Origin of the sequence: Telluribacter humicola (genome assembly GCF_017355935.1) — a bacterium.
Lineage (GTDB): Bacteria > Bacteroidota > Bacteroidia > Cytophagales > Spirosomataceae > Telluribacter > Telluribacter humicola.
Genome location: NZ_JAFIQT010000001.1, coordinates 534,876 through 558,722, shown reverse-complemented (window position 1 = coordinate 558,722; position 23,847 = coordinate 534,876). Strand labels below are relative to the sequence as shown.

Annotated in this window: 22 protein-coding genes; 17 read left to right on the top strand and 5 right to left on the bottom strand. The window is 49.2% G+C overall.

Features of this window, described 5'->3' with window-relative positions; genetic code table 11:
• Positions 1-82: 82 nt before the first annotated feature.
• From JUB14_RS02550 to JUB14_RS02535, 4 genes are all read left to right on the top strand, one after another.
• Positions 83-1,555 carry a DUF1501 domain-containing protein gene (locus tag JUB14_RS02550; RefSeq protein WP_207504195.1) on the top strand — a complete coding sequence of 491 codons (1,473 nt, stop codon included), beginning with the start codon at positions 83-85 and terminating at the stop codon, positions 1,553-1,555.
• 263 nt (positions 1,556-1,818) lie between these two features.
• Positions 1,819-3,744: a PAS domain-containing sensor histidine kinase gene (locus tag JUB14_RS02545; RefSeq protein ID WP_207504194.1), complete on the top strand. Its 1,926-nt coding sequence runs from the start codon at positions 1,819-1,821 to the stop codon at positions 3,742-3,744.
• 181 nt (positions 3,745-3,925) lie between these two features.
• Positions 3,926-5,467: a YifB family Mg chelatase-like AAA ATPase gene (locus tag JUB14_RS02540; protein WP_207504193.1), complete on the top strand. Its 1,542-nt coding sequence runs from the start codon at positions 3,926-3,928 to the stop codon at positions 5,465-5,467.
• A complete protein-coding gene (locus JUB14_RS02535; protein ID WP_207504192.1) occupies positions 5,467-6,513 on the top strand; it encodes a class I SAM-dependent methyltransferase in 1,047 nt (348 codons plus the stop codon). Before JUB14_RS02540 ends, JUB14_RS02535 begins: the two co-directional genes overlap by 1 nt.
• Before the next feature lie 175 nt (positions 6,514-6,688).
• Here JUB14_RS02535 and JUB14_RS02530 read toward each other — a convergent pair whose 3' ends face one another.
• The 4 genes from JUB14_RS02530 to JUB14_RS02515 all read right to left on the bottom strand — a co-directional run bounded on the left by JUB14_RS02530 (position 6,689) and on the right by JUB14_RS02515 (position 10,050).
• The gene (locus JUB14_RS02530) at positions 6,689-7,474 is read right to left on the bottom strand and encodes a hypothetical protein (protein WP_207504191.1); all 786 of its coding nucleotides are present in this window, start codon (positions 7,472-7,474) and stop codon (positions 6,689-6,691) included.
• Positions 7,475-7,805: 331 nt separating this feature from the next.
• The gene (locus JUB14_RS02525; protein WP_207504190.1) at positions 7,806-8,630 is read right to left on the bottom strand and encodes an enoyl-ACP reductase FabI; all 825 of its coding nucleotides are present in this window, start codon (positions 8,628-8,630) and stop codon (positions 7,806-7,808) included.
• A gap of 95 nt (positions 8,631-8,725) precedes the next feature.
• Positions 8,726-9,049: a cupin domain-containing protein gene (locus JUB14_RS02520; RefSeq protein WP_207504189.1), complete on the bottom strand. Its 324-nt coding sequence runs from the start codon at positions 9,047-9,049 to the stop codon at positions 8,726-8,728.
• The gene (locus JUB14_RS02515; RefSeq protein WP_207504188.1) at positions 9,046-10,050 is read right to left on the bottom strand and encodes an alpha/beta hydrolase; all 1,005 of its coding nucleotides are present in this window, start codon (positions 10,048-10,050) and stop codon (positions 9,046-9,048) included. Before JUB14_RS02515 ends, JUB14_RS02520 begins: the two co-directional genes overlap by 4 nt.
• Positions 10,051-10,241: 191 nt before the next feature.
• Between JUB14_RS02515 and JUB14_RS02510 the strand changes: the two genes are divergently transcribed.
• The 13 genes from JUB14_RS02510 (at position 10,242) to JUB14_RS02455 (ending at position 22,665) form a co-directional block, all read left to right on the top strand.
• Positions 10,242-11,402, top strand: a complete 1,161-nt coding sequence (locus tag JUB14_RS02510; RefSeq protein ID WP_207504187.1) for a DNA cytosine methyltransferase — start codon at positions 10,242-10,244, stop codon at positions 11,400-11,402.
• The gene (locus JUB14_RS02505; protein WP_207504186.1) at positions 11,386-12,342 is read left to right on the top strand and encodes a DUF4928 family protein; all 957 of its coding nucleotides are present in this window, start codon (positions 11,386-11,388) and stop codon (positions 12,340-12,342) included. Before JUB14_RS02510 ends, JUB14_RS02505 begins: the two co-directional genes overlap by 17 nt.
• Before the next feature lie 239 nt (positions 12,343-12,581).
• Complete coding sequence (locus tag JUB14_RS02500; RefSeq protein ID WP_207504185.1) at positions 12,582-12,782, top strand: DUF433 domain-containing protein; 201 nt, start codon at positions 12,582-12,584, stop codon at positions 12,780-12,782.
• Positions 12,783-12,937: 155 nt separating this feature from the next.
• Positions 12,938-15,562, top strand: a complete 2,625-nt coding sequence (locus JUB14_RS02495) for a valine--tRNA ligase (protein WP_207504184.1) — start codon at positions 12,938-12,940, stop codon at positions 15,560-15,562.
• A gap of 92 nt (positions 15,563-15,654) precedes the next feature.
• Positions 15,655-16,083, top strand: a complete 429-nt coding sequence (locus JUB14_RS27645; protein WP_229367488.1) for a hypothetical protein — start codon at positions 15,655-15,657, stop codon at positions 16,081-16,083.
• Positions 16,084-16,117: 34 nt separating this feature from the next.
• Entirely contained in the window at positions 16,118-16,426 is a 309-nt protein-coding gene (locus JUB14_RS27640; protein ID WP_229367487.1) for a hypothetical protein, read from the top strand.
• Positions 16,427-16,762: 336 nt separating this feature from the next.
• Positions 16,763-17,206, top strand: coding sequence for an energy transducer TonB (locus tag JUB14_RS02485; protein ID WP_207504183.1), 444 nt, complete (start codon positions 16,763-16,765; stop codon positions 17,204-17,206).
• 268 nt (positions 17,207-17,474) lie between these two features.
• Positions 17,475-18,353: a fructosamine kinase family protein gene (locus JUB14_RS02480; RefSeq protein WP_207504182.1), complete on the top strand. Its 879-nt coding sequence runs from the start codon at positions 17,475-17,477 to the stop codon at positions 18,351-18,353.
• Positions 18,354-18,465: 112 nt separating this feature from the next.
• On the top strand, positions 18,466-19,464 hold the full coding sequence (gene fbp / locus JUB14_RS02475) for a class 1 fructose-bisphosphatase (RefSeq protein WP_207504181.1): 999 nt from the start codon (positions 18,466-18,468) through the stop codon (positions 19,462-19,464).
• A 158-nt stretch (positions 19,465-19,622) separates the two neighbouring features.
• Entirely contained in the window at positions 19,623-20,144 is a 522-nt protein-coding gene (locus tag JUB14_RS02470; RefSeq protein WP_207504180.1) for a DUF2975 domain-containing protein, read from the top strand.
• A gap of 2 nt (positions 20,145-20,146) precedes the next feature.
• The gene (locus JUB14_RS02465; protein ID WP_207504179.1) at positions 20,147-20,377 is read left to right on the top strand and encodes a helix-turn-helix domain-containing protein; all 231 of its coding nucleotides are present in this window, start codon (positions 20,147-20,149) and stop codon (positions 20,375-20,377) included.
• Between the two features lie 36 nt (positions 20,378-20,413).
• Positions 20,414-21,760: a DEAD/DEAH box helicase gene (locus tag JUB14_RS02460; RefSeq protein WP_207504178.1), complete on the top strand. Its 1,347-nt coding sequence runs from the start codon at positions 20,414-20,416 to the stop codon at positions 21,758-21,760.
• 164 nt (positions 21,761-21,924) lie between these two features.
• Entirely contained in the window at positions 21,925-22,665 is a 741-nt protein-coding gene (locus JUB14_RS02455) for a tetratricopeptide repeat protein (protein WP_207504177.1), read from the top strand.
• An 83-nt stretch (positions 22,666-22,748) separates the two neighbouring features.
• On the opposite strand, the gene JUB14_RS02450 is transcribed toward JUB14_RS02455, so the two are convergent.
• The gene (locus tag JUB14_RS02450; RefSeq protein ID WP_207504176.1) at positions 22,749-23,846 is read right to left on the bottom strand and encodes a YncE family protein; all 1,098 of its coding nucleotides are present in this window, start codon (positions 23,844-23,846) and stop codon (positions 22,749-22,751) included.
• Position 23,847 lies beyond the last annotated feature (1 nt).

Here is a 23,847-nt window from a genome sequence, read left to right as displayed (position 1 = left end):
TACCTATAAGACAAAGTATACAAATCAGAAATTTTCACTAGCTGATGGCTAACTACTAACAGCTACTACCTGAAAGCTACCTATGAGCTTTTATAAAGAACTTGAAAACCACGTACACGAGCAGCTAAGCCGCCGTAATTTCCTGTCACGTACCAGTCTGGGCTTGGGGGCAGCGGCTATGTCGTCAATCCTGAATGCTGACAGCTCGTTTGCCAAGAAAGGTGCGCTGCCCGCCGAGGAGAATACACCACTGGGTCAGCCTCACTTTGCTCCCAAAGCCAAGCGGGTGATCTACCTGTTCCAGAGCGGAGCTCCCTCCCAGCTCGAGCTGTTTGACTATAAGCCCAAGCTGGAACAAATGTGGGGACAGGATCTGCCTGAGTCTATACGACAGGGACAGCGCCTTACCGGTATGACCGCTGGTCAAAGCTCTTTTCCACTGGCGGCCTCTAAGTATAAGTTTGAGCAGTACGGCCATAGCCGGATGTGGATCAGCGAGCTGCTACCGCATATTTCTACCATTGCTGACGAAGCCACTTTTGTGCGCTCTCTGCATACCGAAGCCATCAACCATGACCCGGCTGTCACCTTCTTCCAAACGGGTAGCCAGCAGGGAGGCCGCCCTTCCTGGGGCTCTTGGATCAGCTATGGTCTGGGCTCCGACAACCAGAATATGCCTTCCTTCGTGGTACTGCTCTCCAAGGGGCGCGGCGGGGACCAACCTCTCTACGCCAAGCTGTGGAGCAACGGATTTCTGCCGTCGGTACATCAGGGAGTAGTATTCCGCTCAGGGCCAGATCCGGTATTTTACCTCAGTAATCCGGATGGTATCGACAAAACCAGCCGCCGCCGTATGCTCGACTACCTGGCCAAACTACACCAGGACCAGTACGAGCATATCCTCGACCCGGAGATCAACTACCGCGTGCAGCAGTACGAAATGGCCTACCGTATGCAAACTGCCGTACCTGAGACCATGGATATTTCGCAGGAGCCAGACTATATATTCGATATGTACGGGGAGGAGTCACGCAAGCCGGGTACCTTCGCCGCCAACTGCCTGCTGGCTCGTAAACTGATCGAGAAAGATGTAAAGTTTGTGCAGTTGTACCACCAGGGTTGGGACCAGCACGGAAATCTTCCCAATGATATAAAAGTGATGGCTAAAAGCGTGGACCAGGCCTCGGCAGCCCTCATTATGGACCTGAAACAGCGTGGCCTGCTGGACGAAACGCTGGTGATCTGGGGAGGGGAATTTGGACGGGGCTCTTACTCACAAGGAAAGCTTACCAAAGACAACTACGGTCGCGATCACCACCCCCGTAGCTTCACCGTATGGATGGCCGGAGCGGGTATAAAGAAAGGCTTTGTGTACGGCGAAACCGATGATTTTGGTTATAATGTAGTCAAAGATCCGGTACACGTACATGATTTTCAGGCCACGGTTATGCATCTGCTGGGGGTCGATCACGAGCGGCTGGTATTTAAGCACCAGGGACGCCGTTACCGGCTTACTGATGTACACGGCAAAGTAGTGAAGCCACTGATTGCCTAGCTATTTTTGTTCATATACATCTACCTTTTAATAGTAGAAACAAGAGAGCGTAAAACCGATTAAAATTTTAGAAGAAGTACCCCTTTCATAGCCTCATACTCAGCCACAAGTACTGCTATTTCCTCTGCTTACTGCCCGTATTGCTCTGGCAGACAATTCACTATTGCCATTAACTAAATGGCATTCGACTTCCCCTGCTTAGTTACCAAAACTATCACTAAACTTCTTTAATTTGCCTCGTCGTTAATACCACCATTATAGTAATGCTTGAAAATCGGGATTTAGCCTCCTCAGATACCCCTACTGCCGATCCTACTGTAAGTAACCTCTTTATGCAAGCTCCGGCGATGATTTGCATATTGGAAGGTCCAGAGCTTAAATGCACATTGAGTAACCCCCTGTTTTCTAAACTTTTTGATGGGAGACAACTCATTGGCAAATCACCCCTCGAGGCCGTCCCAGAGCTGGAAGGGCAGGGATTTTTTGATGGGTTGTATCAAGTTTATGAAACTGGCGTACCTGCACAATTCAAAGAGTTTCCCGGCGTAGCCGACTGGAATAATGACGGTCAGTTGACGACCAAGTACTTCAACTTTATTTATAATCCCTACACAGTTGAAGGCAAAATCATCGGCGTCATCATTTTTGGATTTGAAGCCACGGATCAGGTACTTATTCAAAGAAAGTCCGAGGAGAATCAACTGGTACTGGAGACCATAGCCTCAGTATCCCCCGTAACGCTATGGATGACCGAGGAGCACGGACACAACACCTTTGTCAACCAAACCTGGATAGACTGGACAGGGGTACCGCTGGAGCAACAAGCAGGCGAAGGCTGGGCTCGCTGTATTGTAGAAGAAGACAGAGCCAGAACTTATTCCAGGTTATTGAGCGCTATATCAACTCAGGCCTTGTACGAGTCAGACTTCAGAATCAGAAATCGTAGGGGCGAACTCATTTGGTGCTATGCTACTGGTCGTCCCTGGTACAAGTCTGACGGTAGTTTTGGCGGTTATGCCGGCTCGTGCATAGATATAACGGAACGAAAGCAGGAAGAACAGCGGATCAAATCCATGCTGGAAGCGCTGCCTATCGTGGCCTGGACAGCCGGCCCCGACGGACAGTTAAACTACCTGAATAGTCGCTGGTACGAATATACCGGACAGACCAGAGAGGAATCAATGGGAAGAGGATGGGCGAATACGATGCCGCCAGATACCGAAGAGGAGGTTTTTAAAAAATGGAATTATTCTCTGGAACATAAAGTACAGTATGAGGCAGAGTCCATGTACCGCAGGTATGATGGCATGTACCGCTGGCATATAGCGAGAGCCGTCCCCATCAAGAACGAAAAAGATGAAGTACTGTACTGGCTGGGTACTTCTACGGATATACACGATCAGAAAACCCTGTCACAACAGCTGGAACAAAGCGTACAGGAACGAACCCGTGAGCTCACCAAAGCCAACATAGATCTAAAGCGCTCCAATGACGAACTGGAGCAGTTTGCCTACATAGCCAGTCACGACCTCAAGGAGCCCATCCGGAAGATTCAGTTCTTCAGTGATCTTTTACAGAATCCGGACACTATAAATCCGGAGTCTTACCTAAAGAAAATACATGAAGCAACCGGCCGAATGAAAGCGCTCATTGATGACTTGCTGGATTACTCCAGCGTCAGAAAGTGGGAGAACTCATTCAGGAAGGTAGATCTGAACAAGGTACTTGCGGCTGTCAAAGAAGATCTGGAACTGATCATCACCGAAAAAGGGGCCAGCATCGTTTGCGAGGATCTTCCTACTATTAAGGCCATCCCCTTACAGATGCGGCAGCTGTTTTACAACCTGATCAATAACGCGCTGAAGTACAGTAAGGACAACATTCCTCCTAGAGTTACCATTAGTGTTTCCAATACCTGCAGCACCAGCATTGGGGAGTATCCCTACCTGAACCCGAAGCACTCCTACTACACGATCAGTATAGAGGACAATGGTATCGGCTTTGACACGCGATATACCGAGAAAGTATTCACAATATTTAAGCGCCTGCACTCCCGTGATACCTACTCGGGTACGGGTATAGGTCTGGCCCTGTGCAAAAAAGTAGCCCACAACCACGGTGGTGAGATCTACGTCAGCTCCATCCCGGATCTGGGGTCGACTTTTTATGTAATACTACCCGCCGACTAGCATAGTAGTAGCTGTACAACGCGCTACGGCCGGTTTTATGAGCAGGCTCAAAACAACACTGCCATTCCGGTGTTAGTACTTGTATCATACTATATCCTGGCTGACCGATAACCACTGCCTATCAGGTAGCTGTGTTATCTTTGTGTTGAACCGCCAGTACTTTCTATAAAATATTAACTGCATGCTTGCCAAAACATTTGGTAGTGCCGTATACGGAGTCAATGCCACCATGATCACCATCGAAGTAACGGTGACCCAGGGGCTACGATTTTTTATGGTGGGGTTGCCCGACAGCGCTGTCAAGGAAAGCGAACAGCGCGTGGAGGCTTCCTTGAAATTCTTTGACTACCGCATGCCCCGGCAGAAGGTAGTTGTCAATCTGGCACCGGCCGATATCCGTAAGGAAGGTTCCGCCTATGACCTGCCCATCGCGCTCTGCGTGCTACAGTCTTCAGAGCAGATCGTCACTAAGCGCAACCTCGAGGACTACGTCATCATGGGGGAACTATCGCTGGACGGCAAGCTGCGGCCTATCAAGGGCGTATTGCCCATTGCCATAGAAGCGCGGCGACAAGGCCTGAAAGGCTTTATGCTACCTGCCGAGAATGCACAGGAAGCCGCCATTGTTAATAACCTGGACGTCCTGCCCGTCGAGACCATGCAGGAGGCGGTAGAGTTTTTCGAAGGCAAACGAGATATTACTCCCCTGGTCGTGGATACCCGCGACATGTTCTTCAACAGTCAAAACGACTACGACGCTGACTTTTCCCACGTACAGGGTCAGGAAAATATAAAACGTGCTCTGGAAATAGCTGCCGCCGGTGGTCATAACGCTATCATGATTGGTCCGCCGGGTGCGGGCAAGACCATGCTGGCCAAGCGGCTGCCCTCCATCCTGCCCCCGCTGACGCTGGTAGAAGCGCTCGAAACAACTAAAATTCACTCTGTGGCCGGTAAGTTGGGTACCCGCGCTACGCTGGTATCCCGCCGTCCCTTTCGGGCACCACACCACTCCATCAGTGACGCTGCCCTGGTGGGTGGAGGAAGCTTCCCTCAGCCCGGCGAGATATCATTGGCTCATAATGGAGTTCTCTTTCTGGACGAGCTGCCTGAGTTTAAGCGCACCGTACTGGAGGTGATGCGGCAGCCGCTGGAAGAGCGTAGAGTAAGTATCTCGCGGGCTAAGATGGCGGTTGAATTTCCGGCCAACTTCATGCTCATTGCCAGTATGAATCCCTGCCCCTGCGGCTACTACAACCACCCCGATAAGGAGTGCGTCTGCGGTCCGGGGGTAGTACAGAAGTACCTCAATAAGATCAGCGGACCACTGCTGGACCGTATTGACCTGCACGTGGAGGTAACGCCTGTGTCATTTGATCAGATAGCCTCTACCCGCCGCTCCGAAAGCAGCGAACAGATCCGGGAGCGCGTGATTAAGGCGCGGGACCGACAGACTGAGCGATTTAAAGACCACAAGGAAACATACTCTAACGCTATGATGCCCCCTGAGATGGTGAAGGAAATTTGTGACGTGGGTGAAGTAGGCAAAGCCCTGCTGCGTACCGCCATGGACCGACTGGGCCTCTCGGCGCGGGCGTACGACCGTATCCTGAAAGTATCCCGTACCATTGCCGATCTAGCTGGTAGTGATGATATCAAAATAGAACACCTGGCCGAAGCAATCCAGTACCGCAGCCTCGACCGTGAAAACTGGGCCGGCTGATGCAACTGAAAGTTTCTCCTGATAATATACTGGAATGGATAGCCCTGCAGGCCAATCTGGTACCTATACCTCTGCTGCACGCCCAGATATTTCCAGTAGTGAGCAAAGCCGTATTGGAGGCTACCGATAGAGGTATATTTAAGGCTGTAGCCAACGGACATACCACCGCCGAAGCGGTAGCTCAAGCCTGCAGCCTGCATGCAGGAGCTACCCAACAACTAATGGGCGTACTGGCTGCCGTAGGGTACTTCACATTCAAAGAAGGCCACTATACCCTTACCTCCATCACCGAGAAGTGGATACTGGAAGAGAGCACAAGCTCTCTGCACGGCTTCATGCTCTTTAACAACCGCATCGTGTGGTCGTGGCTGGAAGGAATGGGCGAGTACCTCGAAACTGGCAAGGGCATCGACTTTCACAGCAGCTTTGGTTCCGAACAGTGGGAACTGTACCAGTCGGCGATGTGGAGCGGTGCTATCTCGGAGGCCGAAGAGTTTGCTAGGAGAGTACCCATGCCCCGTGGGGCTACCCGTATGCTGGACATCGGCGGCTCACACGGATTGCACTCCGTAGCTGCCTGTCGTAAGTACCCCAAGCTCAGTTCAACCATACTGGACCTGCCGGGAGCCGTGGAGAAAGCCGCTCCCTTACTGGCCAAACAAGGTATGGGTGATCGGGTCGTACATCGGGTTGGAAACGTTACTACAGATGAGCTGGAAAAGGAAGCCTACGACATAGTACTAATGTCAAGCGTAGCGCATCACCTCACCGTGGAGCAAAATCAGACAGTAGCTGCCAAAGTACAGCAGGCGCTCCGGCCGGGAGGTATCTTTATCATCAACGAATTTATCCGTCCCGATCCCTCGGCCAAACCCGAGCTGGTAGGTAGCAGTACTGACCTGTTTTTTGGCCTTACCAGCGCCTCCGGCAACTGGTCCATTGAGGAAATCCAAAGCTGGTACCGTTCCGCCGGACTCTCTCCCTACAAAGTTATTGGCTACCGCGCCATCCCAGGCAGGTACCAGGTAGTGGGGAAGAAGGGCTAGTGGTGAATGAGAGATTGAGAGAATTTTAATTGGCGACGGGTAGTGCTGTATTTTTAAAACACAGAGTAAAATATAGTTTTAGCACCGAGTTTCACAGAGTATCTCTTTCTCCGTGTACCTCTGTGGTAAAAAGAAAGATTATGGCTTAAAGCTTATTGCCTACCGCCTGTAAAACCTACTGCTCCTCAATAGATACGCCTCCCAGTTCCTGGAAGAGCGTCTGCCAGTAGTGTGTTACGTGGGGGTTGTTCTCGCGGGTAGACGCGGTAGGTTCGAAGGGAGAAATAACCGTTACCAGCGGACTGCCAATAGCGTACTGCTCCAGTTGCTTTACATCTTCTTTGGCCCATTCCTCAGCCTGAGCATCCGAAGCCGGCGGAGTTGTATGGAAGTCACGGCGACCGGTGCCACGTACGCTCTCGATCATATCACTGAAGTAGTATACCTGTACATTGGCTCCCCCCTCGGCAGCCTTGGCTATAATGGGCAGGCTGGCCCAAATATCAGTCCACTGGTTGGAACCTCCGCCATTCTGCTGGTTCAACTTAGCTAGGGCCTGACGCAGGTATATGCCCTTCTCCCGCTGCAGTGCCATATTGAAACTGGTTTCGATGGCTTCACGGTCGGTGGCATTGGCACTCTCCATATTTTCTTTCTCTGCCCGCACCGTTAGGGACAGCGCACGAGCCTTAGAGGTATTTTCGTGAATAAAATACACTTCCAGCTTATCTCCCTTATTGCGCATATTCTGTTCCACTATCTCCGCAAGCGCCTGCCGGTACTTCTCATTCACAAAGTCTTTATTCACATTGACACTTTGTGTTTTATCTAAAAAAACCAGCGTGTGAGTAGGTGCATCGGGTACGGCCGTTTGGGTTTGGTCCGTTTCGCCTCCGCAAGCTGATAGTACTAGCAACATTCCCCAAAGTAAGAGATGCTTCGGATTAAGTGAATAGTGCATTGGTAGTGGCAGGATCTGTTTAAGGTTAATTTTTCTTCAATGGCTCAACGAAGCTAAGTAGTTTCTTAGCAACATACAACGGCACTAACGGTCAAGTAGTTGAATTATTACCTCCGGGATGGCGTATATAAGTTCAGCTAATTAAACCCCGGCTGGACAACCTGTTCATTATTAATAGCTTGTTTCTGCCACCATACCTTTTGCTCCGCTCATGGCAAGTACAAAAAAATCCCTCCAGACCAGGCGGCCACAGGAGGGATTTGGAGCAAAGATATGTATCTTAATCAGGCAGCGGTATTCAACAAATAGCTGTTACTAATACAGTAAGCTACTATTGTTGTTGCTGCTGCTGAATCATCTGCATCAGTTCTTCGGAGATACCCGTGGTAGAGTAGCCTCCGTCGTGGAACAGGTTCTGCATGGTCACCATGCGGGTCAGGTCCGAGAACAGGGAAATTACGTAGCTGGCGCAATCTTCGGCCGACGCGTTTCCGAGTGGACTCATTTTATCAGCAAAGTCGTAGAACGAGCTAAATCCACCGATACCGGAGCCGGCAGTGGTTTTGGTAGGTGACTGCGAAATAGTATTCACCCGTACTTTCCTGGCTTTGCCGTAGCGGTAGCCGTAGCTGCGGGCAATACTTTCGAGCATAGCCTTAGCCTCGGCCATATCGGTATAGAAAGGATAGGTACGCTGAGCTGCGATATACGAAAGGCCTACTACCGAGCCCCACTCATTGATAGCGTCGAGTTTCTCGGCTACCTGCAGGAACTTGTGCAGCGACAGCGCCGACACGTCCAGGCTCTTCATGTACCAGTCATAATTGAGGTCGCCGTACTCTTTTCCTTTACGGATATTGGGGCTCATCCCGATGGAGTGCAGAACGAAGTCGATCTTACCACCCAGGGCTTCGATAGAGCCATTATATAGTTTTTCGAGGTCTTCAACCGAGGTAGCATCAGCCGGAATGATCTGTGCTTCGCACGTCTCAGCCAGCTTGTTGATAGCGCCCATACGCATAGCGATAGGAGCGTTGGTAAGGGTAAAGGTAGCTCCTTCTTCTTTCGCTTTCAGCGCTACTTTCCAGGCAATGGAGTTTTCGTCCAAAGCACCCGATATAATACCTCTTTTTCCTTTCAGTAAACCGTAAGCCATAGTTTTGATTGATTTTCAATGTTTGTCTGCCAACCCGCCAGAGGATCTCTGGTACTGTAAGCGGCTGCAAAGTAAAGTAATTTTAGGAGGTAAAGCTACGATTTAGGCTTCTCTCCCCCTTCCGGGCCATAGAAAATTACCCACGTCTGAAAATCCTCTGTAAAATTAAAGAAGCGGTGTACCCGTCCTGCTGGTACAAAAATGACATCGCCCGGCCCGAACGGATAGATCTCCTCCCCATTCAGGAACTGCCCCGTTCCACTAATAACCACGTACAATTCATCCTGAGCGTGAGGCTGCTGTGGGTCTATTTTATCAGGTACATACAACTCTACCGACATAGTACCATGCTGCATTACCTGAGCAAACCGCTGCGCTGGCGTCAGCCGCGAAAGAGCCTCCTGTAAGGTGACCTTCATGGCTTAGCGATGGGTTTGACATGTAATTTGTCTTCAAAAAACTGCTGTGTTACCTGCCGCACCGCATCCAGGTCCTTAGATGTAAAGTGAGAGGCAATTACGTGATTACCTGTTGTAGGTAGCGCCTTCTCCACCTTTAGGTGGTCGGGCGTCCCCAGCAGCGGAAACATCTCCCGCATAGCCGCCACCGATACCACCTTATCCTGCTCGTCGTCGTTCTTGTAGTAGTAGGCCAGCAGGGTAGGTACCTTCACCTGAGCATACACCTCCGGCCGCGACACCGCATCCATCACCTGCTGCAGGGTAAGCAACCCATTGGTATGGTAGCTGGTGAGCCAGTAAGCTGCCCGGTCGGGCTGGTAGGAGTTCTCGCGCCGTTCGCCCAGTACATTGTGCATGATTTGTCGGCCCCAGGGGCGGGTCGTCAGGGCCAGAGCTCCATTATATACCGCCATGCAGGGTGAGTACAGTACTATTCCTTTCAGCTCCGGGTGGTTGGCCGCCAGGTACACCGTCAGCAGGCCACCCGCCGAAGTACCTATCACGATGACGCTGTCTCCCAAAGCTTTGCCTACGGCCAGGGCGTGCTTGGCACCGGCTACGAAGTTCTCGGGCGTCAGGTCATTGAAAGCATCCGGATCACCGCTACCGGCTCCGTGCAGGCGGGCCAGGTACAGGTTCGCGTCGTAGCGTTTGGAAAGCTCCCTATGCACCGGGTCGCCCTCGGCCCAGCTGGCCCCGAAGCCGTGGATGTATACGATGCTGTAGGGCGTCTTCTCTTTTTTAGTACTATCAGCCCAGATAATGCGGGCTTCGTTATCGGCTTTGAGGTCAGGGATGGCCGCTTCAGTGCTGGCTATTTCGGCTTCCAGCCGGGGCAGGTCCTGCGTCACCGTAGGCAGGGTGGGGTCAAGCGTAGCGTCGGGGATGTCGGGGCCAGCCGCGTAGCCCACCGCCAGGATAGCCACCAGGCCACCCGTCCAAAGGAGAAATCTTTTCATGGTTAAGGAGATCAAAAGCTTATCTGTCCGAAAGTTATGGGTTTGGGAGTTGCAGGGCAAGAGTGAATACTTCCAATGAATTGAAAGTATTTCCTATGAACTATTGAATCAAGTGTCTACTTTCTTAGTTTTGTGTTAGGCAACTAACTGCCAAATACAAGCATCTTTAATTGGCAAACTATAACTTGGTAATGAACGACTTATCACAACAAAAGACAGTGGCTGAATATTTTGCGGGAATTGGTTTGATGCGTGCGGGACTTGAACAAGCCGGTTGGACAGTTGCTCTTGCCAACGATATTGATCCGGTCAAACAGAAACTTTACCAGAATCACTTTCAAGACCCAGAAAACCATTTTATATTAGAGGACATTCATAAGGTTTCTCCAGCAATAATACCACAAACAGATTTAGCAACAGCATCATTTCCCTGTACTGACCTTTCCTTAGCAGGACGTAGAGCTGGCTTGAAGGGAGAACATTCATCAGCTTTTTGGGGGTTTATAGAAATATTACAAGGTATGGGCAGTAAGAAGCCACCGCTAGTATTACTAGAAAATGTTACTGGTTTCCTAACGTCTCATGACGGGAGAGATTTCAGAGATGCTTTATTAGCTCTCAACGACTTAGGTTATGCTGTTGATACATTTATTATAGATGCAGTTCATTTTGTACCACAAAGCCGCATTCGTCTTTTTATTATAGGAAAGCTACTGAGTTCTCCACCTGTTCCTGTAAAACTTTTTTTCCCTGAAACGGAATTAAGGCCCGTAAAGCTTAGAAACTTTATATTTAACCATCCTGAGATAAATTGGGATATAAACTTTGACTTGCCTAAGCTACCTGTTCTGAGGTTGAGTATAGCTGATATAGTTGAAGATATACCTAAGAGTTCATCCTTATGGTTTAATACAGAAAGAGTCGAATACTTACTAAACCAAACCTTTGAACGTCATCTTTCTAAGATACTTGAGCAGAAAGAAAAATGTTATTATGAATATTATACTGCCTTCAGAAGAGTAAGAGATGGAAAATCAATGGCTGAAATTCGTTTTGATGGCATTGCTGGTTGCCTACGAACTCCTAAAGGTGGTAGCGCAAGGCAAATTCTACTTCAAGTAGGAAAGGGAGATGTGAATGTACGTCTTTTGACCCCAAAAGAATGTGCAAGATTAATGGGTGTAGATAACTTCAATATTTCAGGAACAGTAACAGAAGCATTATTTGGCTTTGGAGATGCTGTTTGTGTACCTGTCATTAGTTGGATTGCAGAAAATTACCTTAACGTTGAACTCTCAAAAATTTTGAATAAAAAAGCTTCTCGATTAGATCAATATGCAGCAGCCTCCTGAAGAATTTATTAAATGGTATCAATCTTTAAAAGTAGTAAAAGCAAATAATGGCCCTGCGAATGGTAGTATCGCAACAGCATTAGTTGTATTGAATCGCTTGATAACAGACTATAATTTAAACTTTAGTGCCCATATTGCAGATGGTGGAATGCAAATTAAAGGCGCAAGTGGCGCTGCTGTGGCTAGCATATTAAAAGCTTTTGGAGAAGAGCGTCCCTTCGCTAAAGAGGGTGGGAGAACTAATCGAGGTGGACCTGCTGAGGTTAAAGCACTGCTTGAAATGCTTAAAGAGTTAAATCTTGAAGATAAAGATAAAGAAGAAAGGAATGAATATTTATACTTTATGCAATCTTTTCTTGTGGATAGAGTGAAGGATTTCCATAATAGACAAAAGATAAAGTTAACATTCAATCCTTCACATTCCACTTGGCATGTTATTCATAGTTTACTACAGACAGCGGTCGCCGAAGGCAAGGCAGGATTTATCGCGCAGCACTTGGTAGGTGCTAAACTTCAACTTCGCTTTCCTAACATAAATGTTTCTAATGAATCAGCGAGTACAGCCGATATGCAAACTCAACGCCCTGGTGATTTCCTGATTGGCCATACGGCTTTTCATATTACTGTTGCACCAATGCCAGCTGTTTATGAAAAATGCAAACATAACATCTCACAAGGCCTCAAGCCATTTTTACTTGTACCTGATAATAAGCTCATTGGCACGCGACAAAATGCCGAGCAAGTTAGCGAACAGCAGATAGCTGTTGAATCCATAGAATCTTTCGTTTCTGAAAATATTGATGAGATTAGTGACTTTAATAAAGATAATCTCACCAACAGCTTTAAAAAGCTTATAACTATATATAACCATCGAGTTGATGAAGTAGAGACAGATAAATCCCTAATGATTGAACTCCCCTCAAACTTGTTGCAGTTCTGATTATTGAACTCGAAGTTAAAACGATGAACAACAGTAAAATAGAATCTCTAGACTAGTTCACTAACGAATGATGCAGTAAGAGAATATACAAGTTGGAGAAAAGTTATAGGGCTTATAAAACTAGGTTGGAAGTTTGAAAAGACTTGGTAGTTAACTGCCACAAAACAAACCCAACGTTACGAAGAAGATATCTTCAAGAGGTGAAAGTATATCTTCAAGAGAAGTATTATTAACTGGCTATGGAGGATTTGAAAAAGTACATCACGATAGACCCTAAAATCCAGAGTGGACAGCCTGTTTTCGCTGGTACCCGTGTACCGGTAGAAACACTTATCTGGCATCTGGAGAAAGGAATTTTATTGGAAGAGTTTTTAGAAGACTTCCCAAGTGTGACGTTGGAACAGGTACTTTATGTACTTGCAAGTCCACGGAATAAATAGCTTAGGCTTCTCCTACTCATCTGCTGAATACCTCCAACTTCCCCCTACAAACTTCCCCATTACGTCTCTCTTTTCTTTATCTTTGCGCCTTAAAACAAGCCGATTCGCTCTGCCGATGGCTCTGTTTAAGTAGTTTCAGGATATAGTCAACCCATATGATTTCAAAGACGTACTCTCCCCAGGAGATAGAAGATAAGTGGTACAGCTACTGGATCGAAAACCGGTACTTCAACTCCAAGCCCAATCCGGACAAGGAGCCTTATACCATCGTGATCCCGCCGCCGAACGTAACGGGGGTACTCCACATGGGACACATGCTCAACAACACCATTCAGGATATTCTGACGCGTAAGGCCCGTATGGAGGGCAAGGAAGCCTGCTGGGTAGCCGGTACCGACCATGCTTCCATCGCGACGGAAGCCAAGGTGGTAGCCATGCTCCGTGAAAAGGGGATCAACAAGAGTGACCTGACCCGTGAGGAGTTTCTGGAGTACTGCTGGGAGTGGACACACAAGTACGGCGGTATCATATTGCAGCAGCTGCGTAAGCTCGGTGCCTCCTGCGACTGGGATCGCACCCGCTTTACGATGGAGCCCAGCCTGTATGATGCCGTTATCGATGTATTCGTAGACCTGTACAACAAGGGCGATATCTACCGGGGTCACCGCATGGTGAACTGGGACCCCCAGGCCCGTACTACCGTGTCGGACGAGGAGGTACTCATGAAGGAGGTGATGCAGAAACTGGTGTACATCCGCTACGCCATCGAGGGCGAGGAAGGCCAGTACGTAACCATCGCTACGGTTCGTCCCGAAACCATCATGGCCGACGTAGCCATCTGCGTAAATCCGACCGACGAGCGTTACCAGCATCTGGTAGGCAAGAAAGCCCTGATCCCCCTGATCAACCGGGCCATCCCGATCATTGCCGACGAGTATGTAGAGGTAGAATTTGGTACCGGTTGCTTGAAAGTAACACCCGCCCACGACCAGAACGACTACGAATTGGGTAAGAAGCACAACCTGCCCACCATAGACCTGCTCAACGAAGATGGTACCCTGAATGAGAAGGCGCAGATCCTGGTAGGAGAGGATCGCTTTATAGCCCGTAAGAAAATCATCAAGCTGCTGGAAGAAGCAGGAAATATAGAGAAAGTAGAAGAGTACAAGTCGAACGTAGGGCACTCGGAACGTACCAACGCGGTGATAGAGCCCCGGCTGTCGGAGCAGTGGTTCCTGAAGATGAAGCGAATATCGCAGCCAGCCTTCGAGAACGTAATGAACGACACGGTACAACTGCTTCCGCCGAAGTTCAAGAACACCTACCGCCACTGGATGGAGAACGTCCGTGACTGGAACATCAGCCGCCAGCTGTGGTGGGGCCACCGTATCCCGGCCTTCTACCTCAAAGATGGTACCGTGATCGTGGCCCGCAACAAGCGCGAAGCCCTGCGTAAGGCACAGCACGAGCTGCTGCTATTTGCCCTTACGGAGGCTGACCTCGAGCAGGACCCCGACGTGCTGGATACCTGGTTTTCGTCGTGGCTGTGGCCTATATCGGTATTCGACGGGATCAATAACCCCGACAACGAAGAGATTAACTACTACTACCCTACCAACGACCTGGTGACCGCTCCCGAAATCCTGTTCTTCTGGGTTGCACGTATGATCATTGCCGGTTACGAGTACCGCAACACGTACCCATTCAAGAATGTGTACCTGACGGGTATCGTGCGTGACAAGCAGGGCCGCAAGATGTCCAAGTCGCTGGGTAACTCACCCGACCCACTGGACCTCATAGCCCAGTACGGTGCCGACGGTGTCAGGACGGGTATGCTATTCAGCTCACCGGCCGGTAATGACCTGCTGTACGATGAGAAGCTGGTAGAGCAGGGCCGTAACTTCTGTAACAAGGTATGGAACGCTTTCCGTCTGGTAAAAGGCTGGACGGTATCCGAAGAGGCGCAAAACCCGGCGTCACAGCTGGCTACGCAGTGGTTTGAGTCCAAGCTGAACCAGACACTCGCCGAAGTACATGACCTGTTTGATAAGTTCAGGATGTCGGATGCTCTGAACGCGGTGTACAAACTGATCTGGGACGATTTCTGCTCGCAGTACCTCGAGATGATCAAGCCTGAGTACGAGCAGCCGATTGATCCGGCTACCTACGAAGCTACCCTTGACTTCTTTGACCGTCTGATGCGCCTGACGCATCCGTTCATGCCATTTATTACGGAGGAGATCTGGCAGAATATCCGCGAACGCGGCCAGAATGACTCTATCTGCGTAGCTGAGTACCCGCAGCCGGGAGCGATTGATACTACCCTGATCAACCAGTTCGAAATACTATCAGAAGTCGTTTCGGCCATCCGGAACCTGCGTAACACCAAAGGCCTCAGCCCTAAAGTAGAACTGCCGCTTGCTATCCGTACCGAAACACCCGATCTATATCAGTCACTGGAAGGCTTGCTGCGTAAGCTAGCCAACGTAGCGGCTATTGAGTATGTATCGGAGCAGGCCGAAGGTATGTCGTTCCTGGTGCGGTCGGATGAGTTCTTCATCAACCTGGCGGGTGAAATAGACGTAGAAGCCGAGCGCGAAAACCTGCTCAAAGAGCTGGAATATACCGAAGGCTTCCTGGCCTCAGTACAGAAGAAGCTATCGAACGAGCGCTTCGTACAAAATGCCAAAGGCGATGTCGTAGAGAAAGAACGTCAGAAGCAAGCCGACGCCGAAGCCAAGATTGCTACTATTAAGGAAGCACTGGTGAGGCTGGGATAGACACTGTTTATGAATACCTTAGAGCGGAGACGAGTAACTGTCTCCGCTTTTTTTACTTTAGCAATAAGGTATCAAACCTACTTGCATTTCCCATGAAACTTCCCTTTATCCTCCTCTTACTCTGCCTGGCTACGCTAGCCAATGCACAGAGTACCTCCCCTTTTCCAGCGTACTTCAAACTTATTCCGGGTTCAGAAGAATCGGAGCAGAAGCGGCTGGAACTATCATCAGATATTGACACGACCTGGCACCGCTGGCGTGACCGTGGCTACCACTTCGGCTTTAATCCGCAACTTACCCCCATGTACACGACCATTGACGGCATTCTAAGTACTCCGTACATGATTCAGGTACGCGGTAATGAAAATGAACGCAACCGCAAGCGCTGGGGGTACCATGTATTTGAGGGTTACGCCCGCGACGATAAATCGCGCATTACTATGCTGGTCAATAAAGCATACGGAGGAGGGTCGTCCCGTAGCGGAAGCCTACTATTACAGTACGGTGTACGACCACTCTGAAAGTGCCTACAATTGGTTTAAACTTGGCTCTGACGTGCGTCAACATTCATTTCTGTTTGGACGCGATAAGGCTATTTTCTACGGCTCTCTACGCCTCACCAACGCTCTCACGCTGGGTAATATAGGCAAAGAGGATCTCCGTACCGAGGAAGTAAAGGCTGATGCCGAACGAGAGTACACCGAAGACGCTAAATATGTCAACTTTAAAGAGCTGAAAGGAAGTGGTAACGGTACCATGTTCTACGACAAAGACAATAATATTGTCGTTATCAAAGTAGATGGGCAATGGATGAAAATGGTAGTAGAACCGCTTCCAGCCAACATCAAATACCCTTTTGAATAAAACCGCTAACCCCAATTTATAACTGGGACGGTCGCCCGCTGGCGTTGATCTTTTAGCATTTTCAACGCGACACGTGCCAAGCTGCGTTATAAACGCGATCAGAATACACCCCAGCGGGGGACCGTCCTGATTGCAAATCAGGGTGAGCGAGTTGATGTCGTAGAGCAAAGAACGTCAGAAGCAAGCCGACGCCAAAATCGCTACCATCAAGGAAGCACTGGTGCGACTGGGATAATTACCATTATGATATACTAAAAAAGCGTTGGTAGCACCGACTAGGCTACCAACGCTTTTTTAGTATATTTCTGCTTCATAAAAACATACCCTCTATCCATAATGAATAAGCTACGGCTCTTTATAAGTTTGCTTCTAATCATCTTTGGTACTTCAACAATGGCCCAGGTTACAAAAGCAGATTCTGCCCATACTGTACATGAAGTACAGCCAGAGTTTCCTGGTGGCTATAAAGCACTCTTTGCCTACATTAGTAAAAACTTTAAATATCCAGAATCAGCAGAAAAAACTCATTACCAAGGTACTGTTATGATCAAATTTTTAATCGACTCGACTGGAAAGCTATCCGTTGATTCTCTTGACTTTGAAAAAATGCGTTTCTATAGAAAGAGATCTGATGAAATATTGAAAAAGAAAGCAGTAGATGATATCACAGCGGAGGCCAAGAGGGTTTTCGAAAGCTCCCCTGTTTGGACACCGGGCTACTCTAATGGCAAACCTGTTAGAGTAAAATATACACTACCCTTTCATCTATGGTTAAATTAAGAAGCACCAGCTAACCCCGCTTTTATATTGGGACGGTTGCCCGCTGGCGTTGCATCATTTATGCGTTTTCAAGGCGACACTTGCTAAGAATATACCTGGATTATAAATCAGGGTGAGCGAATCAGCAAAATATTGATAAAAGGGGCCAGCTATTGGAAATTAGAGTTTATCTTGTAGATTTATCACTTATCAAAGTAGTACATAGAAGTTATAGTTCGCTTCATAGGACTCTAAGATAGTAGATAAACTTTCTGACCTGGAATAACCCATGCATACCGGCGACGAGGAAGTACAATTTTTGGCAGGTGTACTCTATGAGACCTTCGGCAGCGCCCCCGAACTACTGGATGTGCGGCTGGTATCAGGCGGCAGCATCAATATGTCGGTGCAGCTCATGACTTCCGAAGGCTCGTACTTTGTCAAGTGGAATACGGCAGAGAAGGAAGACATGTTTGTGGCCGAGGCCATGGGACTTAATCTACTGCTGGACGCGGATGTACTCACCGTGCCGCGGGTAATCGGGCACGGCCATCGGGGCGACAAATCGTATCTGATCCTTGAATTCATCCAGTCGGGCTATATCCAGCACAACTACTGGGAGGGCTTTGGACAGTCGCTGGCGCTGCTACACTCCCACACCCAGAGGCATTTTGGACTCCACTTTGACAACTACATAGGCTCCCTGCCCCAGAATAATGCACTCCACAGCGACGGCGTCACCTTCTTTATAGAGCAACGGCTCAAGCCACAGGCGGGGCTGGCTCTGTACAACAACCTCATTTCTCAAAAGCAGTACGATAAGTTTCAGGCCCTGTACGAAGCCTTACCCGGTATACTACCGCGCGAGCGTCCGGCCCTGGTACATGGTGATCTGTGGTCGGGCAATGTCATCGTGGACCAGCATGGCTATGTATGTCTGGTAGATCCGGCTACTCACTACGGGCTGCGCGAAGCCGAGATCGCCTTTACGTCTCTCTTTGGTGGCTTTGATCCCGCGTTTTACGAATCCTACTACGATGTATTTCCGATGGAAGAGGGCTTTGAGGAGCGCATCCCTATCTATAATCTTTACCCCCTGCTGGTACACGTCAACCTGTTCGGTAAGAGCTACCTGAGCGCTGTGGAGCGCGTTCTGGACCGCTTCTGATCTGTAGCTACCGGCTTCTACTCTACCGTTTGCTCAAAATAGTACACTTCCCGTAGGTGTCAGGCTGCTGCTTCTCGTCTTTACTTCATACCTATATCTAATCCTGATCCACATGAGCGTAAAGTCCACACAAGAACTCGTACTACCGGTAGGAGTCACCCTCGACCGCTTTATTATGCGCAGCCAGAGCGCCTTCCCTTACGCTACCGGCGAACTGTCACAACTGCTGCGTGACATAGCTCTGGCCGGGAAGATCATCAACCGGGAGGTCAACAAAGCCGGACTGGTGGATGTAACGGGGGCCAACGGTACCGCCAACGTACAGGGTGAGCACCAGCAAAAGCTGGATGTTGTGGCCAATGTACGATTTATCAGGGCGCTCAAGAATGGTGGAGAGGTATGCGCCATTATATCCGAGGAGGATGAGGATATTATCTACACCGGCAATGATCATGGCAAGTACGTTGTAGCCATGGACCCGCTGGACGGCTCCTCCAACATCGATGTGAATGTGTCAATAGGTACTATCTTCTCCATCTACCGGCGTGTTACTCCCGTAGGTAGTCAGGCCACGGTCGAGGACTTCAAACAGGGAGGACGTAAGCAGGTAGCGGCCGGCTATATCCTCTACGGCTCCTCTACCATGTTAGTATACTCGACGGGTTGCGGGGTCAATGGCTTTACCTACGATCAGTCATTGGGTGAATATATCCTCTCGCACAAAGATATCTGCTGCCCCGTACAGGGTAGTATTTACTCCATCAACGATGCCTACTACAACAGCTACGATAACGCCGTGCAGCAATTTATTACCGACAGCCGCAGAGATGGCTATTCGGCCCGCTATATTGGCTCACTGGTAGCTGACTTCCACCGCAATATGCTCAAAGGAGGCATTTATCTGTACCCCTCTACCCGCAAAGATCCGCAGGGCAAGCTTCGCCTGCTTTACGAGTGCTACCCGCTGGCTTTCATAGCCGAGCAGGCCGGTGCCAAAGCCACCAACGGCTACCGTAACATCCTGGACGTAGAACCGGACTCCATGCACCAGCGATCTCCTTTCTACACAGGTTCGGCCCAGATGGTAGAGGGGCTGACGGCGGATATGTAAGTATCTCATACAATAGGCTGATATACAATAAATGCCAGTACTGAATCTATAACAGGTATCTGTACTGGTCTTTTTATTAAAAATGTCGATAATTATTTATTGATAATCAATAAATAATTATCGACATTTGCTACACCAACATCAACTTCAAAAAAGCTATGAGAACAGAAGGCGTATTAAACCTACTACGTGTAGTGGTATGGATAGTATTTATTGGAGCTATTGTTCAGGCAGTCGTAGCGGCAGGATTGATGATAGCGTTTTCCCTCAGCGAAAGCTTGCCTGACCTACCTGCCCCCCACGTAGGTGTACTTCTACTACTTGCCAGCTCCACATTGACAGTCCATGTTCTTTACGCTCAGCTATGGCAAAAAGTAAAGGACCTACTGTCAGAGATGAATTTGAGTAGTCCATTCACAATTACCGTAGCCAATAAGCTTTTAGCTATCAGCTACGTCTTGCTCTCTATATGGATCATTAGTTTTATTAATAAGAGCTTTAATCACTACCTCAACAAGCGCATGCCCGAAGTGGTGAACGCTATGGGGGAAATCGGGAAAGACCTTATAACCTTCAACATCAACGGCGCCTACCTACTAGCTGCTGGTATCGTATACATCATTGCGCAGGTATTCAGGCGGGGTGTTGAACTGCAGCAGGAAAACGAACTGACAATATAGCGATGGCCATAGTAGTCAATGTAGATGTAATGATGGCCCGTCGCAAGATGTCCCTGACTGAGCTGGCTGAGAAGGTAGATATCACCATGGCTAATCTGTCTATTCTGAAAACGGGCAAGGCCAAAGCCATACGTTTTTCAACACTGGAAGCCATCTGTGCCGCGCTGGATTGTCAGCCGGGGGATATACTGGAGTATGTACCGGACCAGGTAGAGACCTCCGGGACGGCATAAGCCCCAGACCTCGTTTAGTTTTCGTACCTTTGTGGTATGGAAGAAACATCAACCAACCCCTTTGAGCAGTTCAAACTCAACCGTCAGCTCCTCAACGCCATTGAGGAAGCTGGCTATACCCAGCCTACCCCTATTCAGGAGCAGGCCATGCCGCTTGCCCAGGCGGGTCATGATGTACTAGGTATTGCTCAAACCGGTACCGGCAAAACGGCAGCCTTTGTGCTGCCCATCCTGATGAAGATCAAGTACGCCCAGGGACAGCACCCACGGGCACTCATACTGGCCCCTACCCGTGAACTGGTGATGCAGATAGCCGAGACCATCGCCCAACTAAGCCGCTATACCGATATCCGTACCGTTTCCCTCTACGGAGGGCTAGGGCCTAAGTCACAGATTGAGGGAGTGCAGCAGGGAGTAGATATACTGGTAAGTACCCCGCGCCGGTTTCTGGACATCTACCTCAAAGGAGAGATTGTACTGAAGCATATCAATACTATGGTACTTGACGAAGCTGACAAGATGATGGATATGGGCTTTATGCCACAGATCCGGAGCATCCTGGAAGTGATACCGACCAAGCGCCAGAACCTGCTTTTTTCGGCTACCTTTTCCGAAAGAGTCGAACGCCTGTCGCATGAGTTTCTGGAGTTTCCGATGCGGGTGGAGGTGACGCCTTCGGCTACCACGGCCGAGATGGTGACACAGCGCCTTTACGAAGTACCTAACAGCCGGACCAAGATCAACCTGCTGACCCATCTGCTACAGGATGAGGAGCGATTTAGCCGGGTCCTGATCTTTACCCGCAGCAAGGAAATAGCCGATAACATATTCAAGTTTCTGGAACGTAAAGTCGTAGCCGAAGGCGCTATACGGGTTATCCACGCAAATAAAGGTCAGAATACCCGCATTAATGCCATGGAGGCCTTCAAGGAAGGTAATGTACGGGTACTGGTAGCTACCGACGTCGCCTCGCGGGGTATAGATGTGACGGAGGTGAGCCATGTGGTAAACTTTGATGTACCTCTTATCTACGAAGACTATGTACACCGGATCGGGCGTACGGGGCGGGCCAACCGTACTGGCGAAGCCATCACCTTCATGACCATGGCTGATGAGTACCACATCCGAAAAATAGAGAAATTGATACGGATGGAGATTCCCCGTGAACCGCTCCCGGATGAGGTAGAGATAGGCTCTACTCCAATGGAAGAACGTCAGAATATGCTCCGTGAGATAGATAATCAGAAAAAGCGCGAAGATCCCACCTTCAAGGGGGCTTTTCATGAGAAGAAAAAACAATACCATACTACTCCCAATAAGAAAAGCGGGGGGAAAGGCGGAAACAGTTCGAAAGGCGGGCCTAAGAGAGGATCGCGCCGCTAGATAATATTAGCCGTACAGGTAGCCGCTAATTACTTAATTCTGTTTACCTTGGGTAGCTGGCTCACGGGTAAGTTACTGATTGGGCACTGCTGTTGACTATATACAATAATAGCTTATCGGGAAGCGTTTCATCGGAAATGCATGGTTCTGTTTCACAACTCTCAATGAAGGTTTACATTGGTATATTACTGGCTTGTCTATTGCCTCTTGGCGTAGTAGCACAGACTGTTCAACTAGCCCGGAACGGACATACCCCCGACACCAATGTGTCCCAAACCCGCTCCCTGACCCTGGCTGAACGCCACGTGCTGCCCCTGTTTGGAGAAATGGGCAAGACATCCGCTCAGATCGACGAAGAAATCAGGTTCCTCAGCGAGTGTGACAAGATGTTTGCCAGTCGCGATGAGGCCAGCACCTTTTTTGCTACGCGTGGCTGGGAATACCTCCAGGAAGGCCAGCTTGATACGGCTACCTACCGCTTCAACCTGGCTTACCTCCTGAACGATAAGAATATTGACGCCTACTGGGGACTGGGAGTGGTATGCTATCAGAAAGATAAACTGGTGGATGCCGAGCGAATGCTTCGGAGAGGAGTAGATTTATCACCGGACAATGTAGCGCTGCTGGTTGATCTTTCGACCGTAGAGCTGAAGCATTATGCTCTGGTCAGTGAGGTAGAAGACCTGAATGAGGCCGACCGGGTACTGAAGCACGCCGCCGTACTGGACTCTACCTACGCCCAAACGTACTATAACCTAGCGCTGATCGAGTACTACCGGGGCAACTTTGATAAATCGTGGGAACACCTGCACAACGGCCGCAAGCTCAACTTCTCGCTCATTAACCTACAGTTTGTAGACCTGCTCCGCGAGAAGCTTCCTGATCCACAGGGTTTCTTCAAATAAGCCCTGCTGGTGTGGGCGCCCGGTGGATGTAATCCATTCACTGAATGTACTACCCCAACCGGACGCAATATCTTTAGCCCACTTTATTTCTGCTTGAAATAGAATCCTGACGGAGCTATCTCCACTTTAACTGAATCTACCACCGATCCGTCTGTACGGTACCTCAGTACATAGCCTGACTGCTTAAAGGAAGGCGTCACTCCTGCGTAGATCAATCCCTGCATGGGATCTACTGATAAGCCACTGAACACACGATTTGCAAAAGGCTGCGTAGCACTGATGCTGGTATCGTTGATGCTGAAGCGGTATACTTCACCTTTTTGCTTATAACCATCCGCTGCATCGTAGAAGGAATACAAAAAATAGATATTCTGACGATCAGGGCTCATGGCAAAGTGGCTGGCCGACTTTCTAAGATCGCTACCTACTTTCAGAGTTGTTTCGACGGCATTGGACTGGGGGTTGATACGTACCACCTCTTTGCCCGACGACACCCATATTTTACCATTGGCATCTACCGCAATTGGGTTAGGTGCCGTTCCTACCTGAATACTCCGCTTAATGGCATCAGTACCCGCATCTATTACGGTAATGCTATTGGCGTCACCTACGTAGCCCAGGTACACATCATTGCCTACCTGCACCATACGCTCGGCACCCTTGTTTACCGCAATTTTCTTGGTCACCTTCTTCGTAACAAGATCCACTACTGCTATGTAGCCGGGATTTTTGTAGAAGTTAGAGAAATCGCCGGTAGCATCCCAGCATGCTACATACGCCTTAGTAGCGTTCACTACCACTACCGAACGGGGGTTCTCGATATCAGGTGCCGCCAGAGTAGCTTCCCGCTTGAAGGTACCGCTGTTTACGATCTCTACCTTGTCCTGTCCGGCGGTACTGTTATCCACCAGGATCAGCCCATAACCTCCTCCTTCGGCGTAGCCCTGTACACCACCGGTAAGGGCGGCACCATTCTCTTTAAAGAATATGTCTCCCTCGGCCGTTGTTTTTTCACGGTTAAAGAAGGATATACTTCCGTTGTTATCCGTAAAGTTACCGGCATTCAGTACAAATACTCCGTTATCGTAGGCCTGCTGTGGTTCAGGATCTCTTTCCTGACAGGACCAGCTTATTCCGGCCAATAACCCCACTCCCAATACCCTTAGTACTAGCTTGTTCATG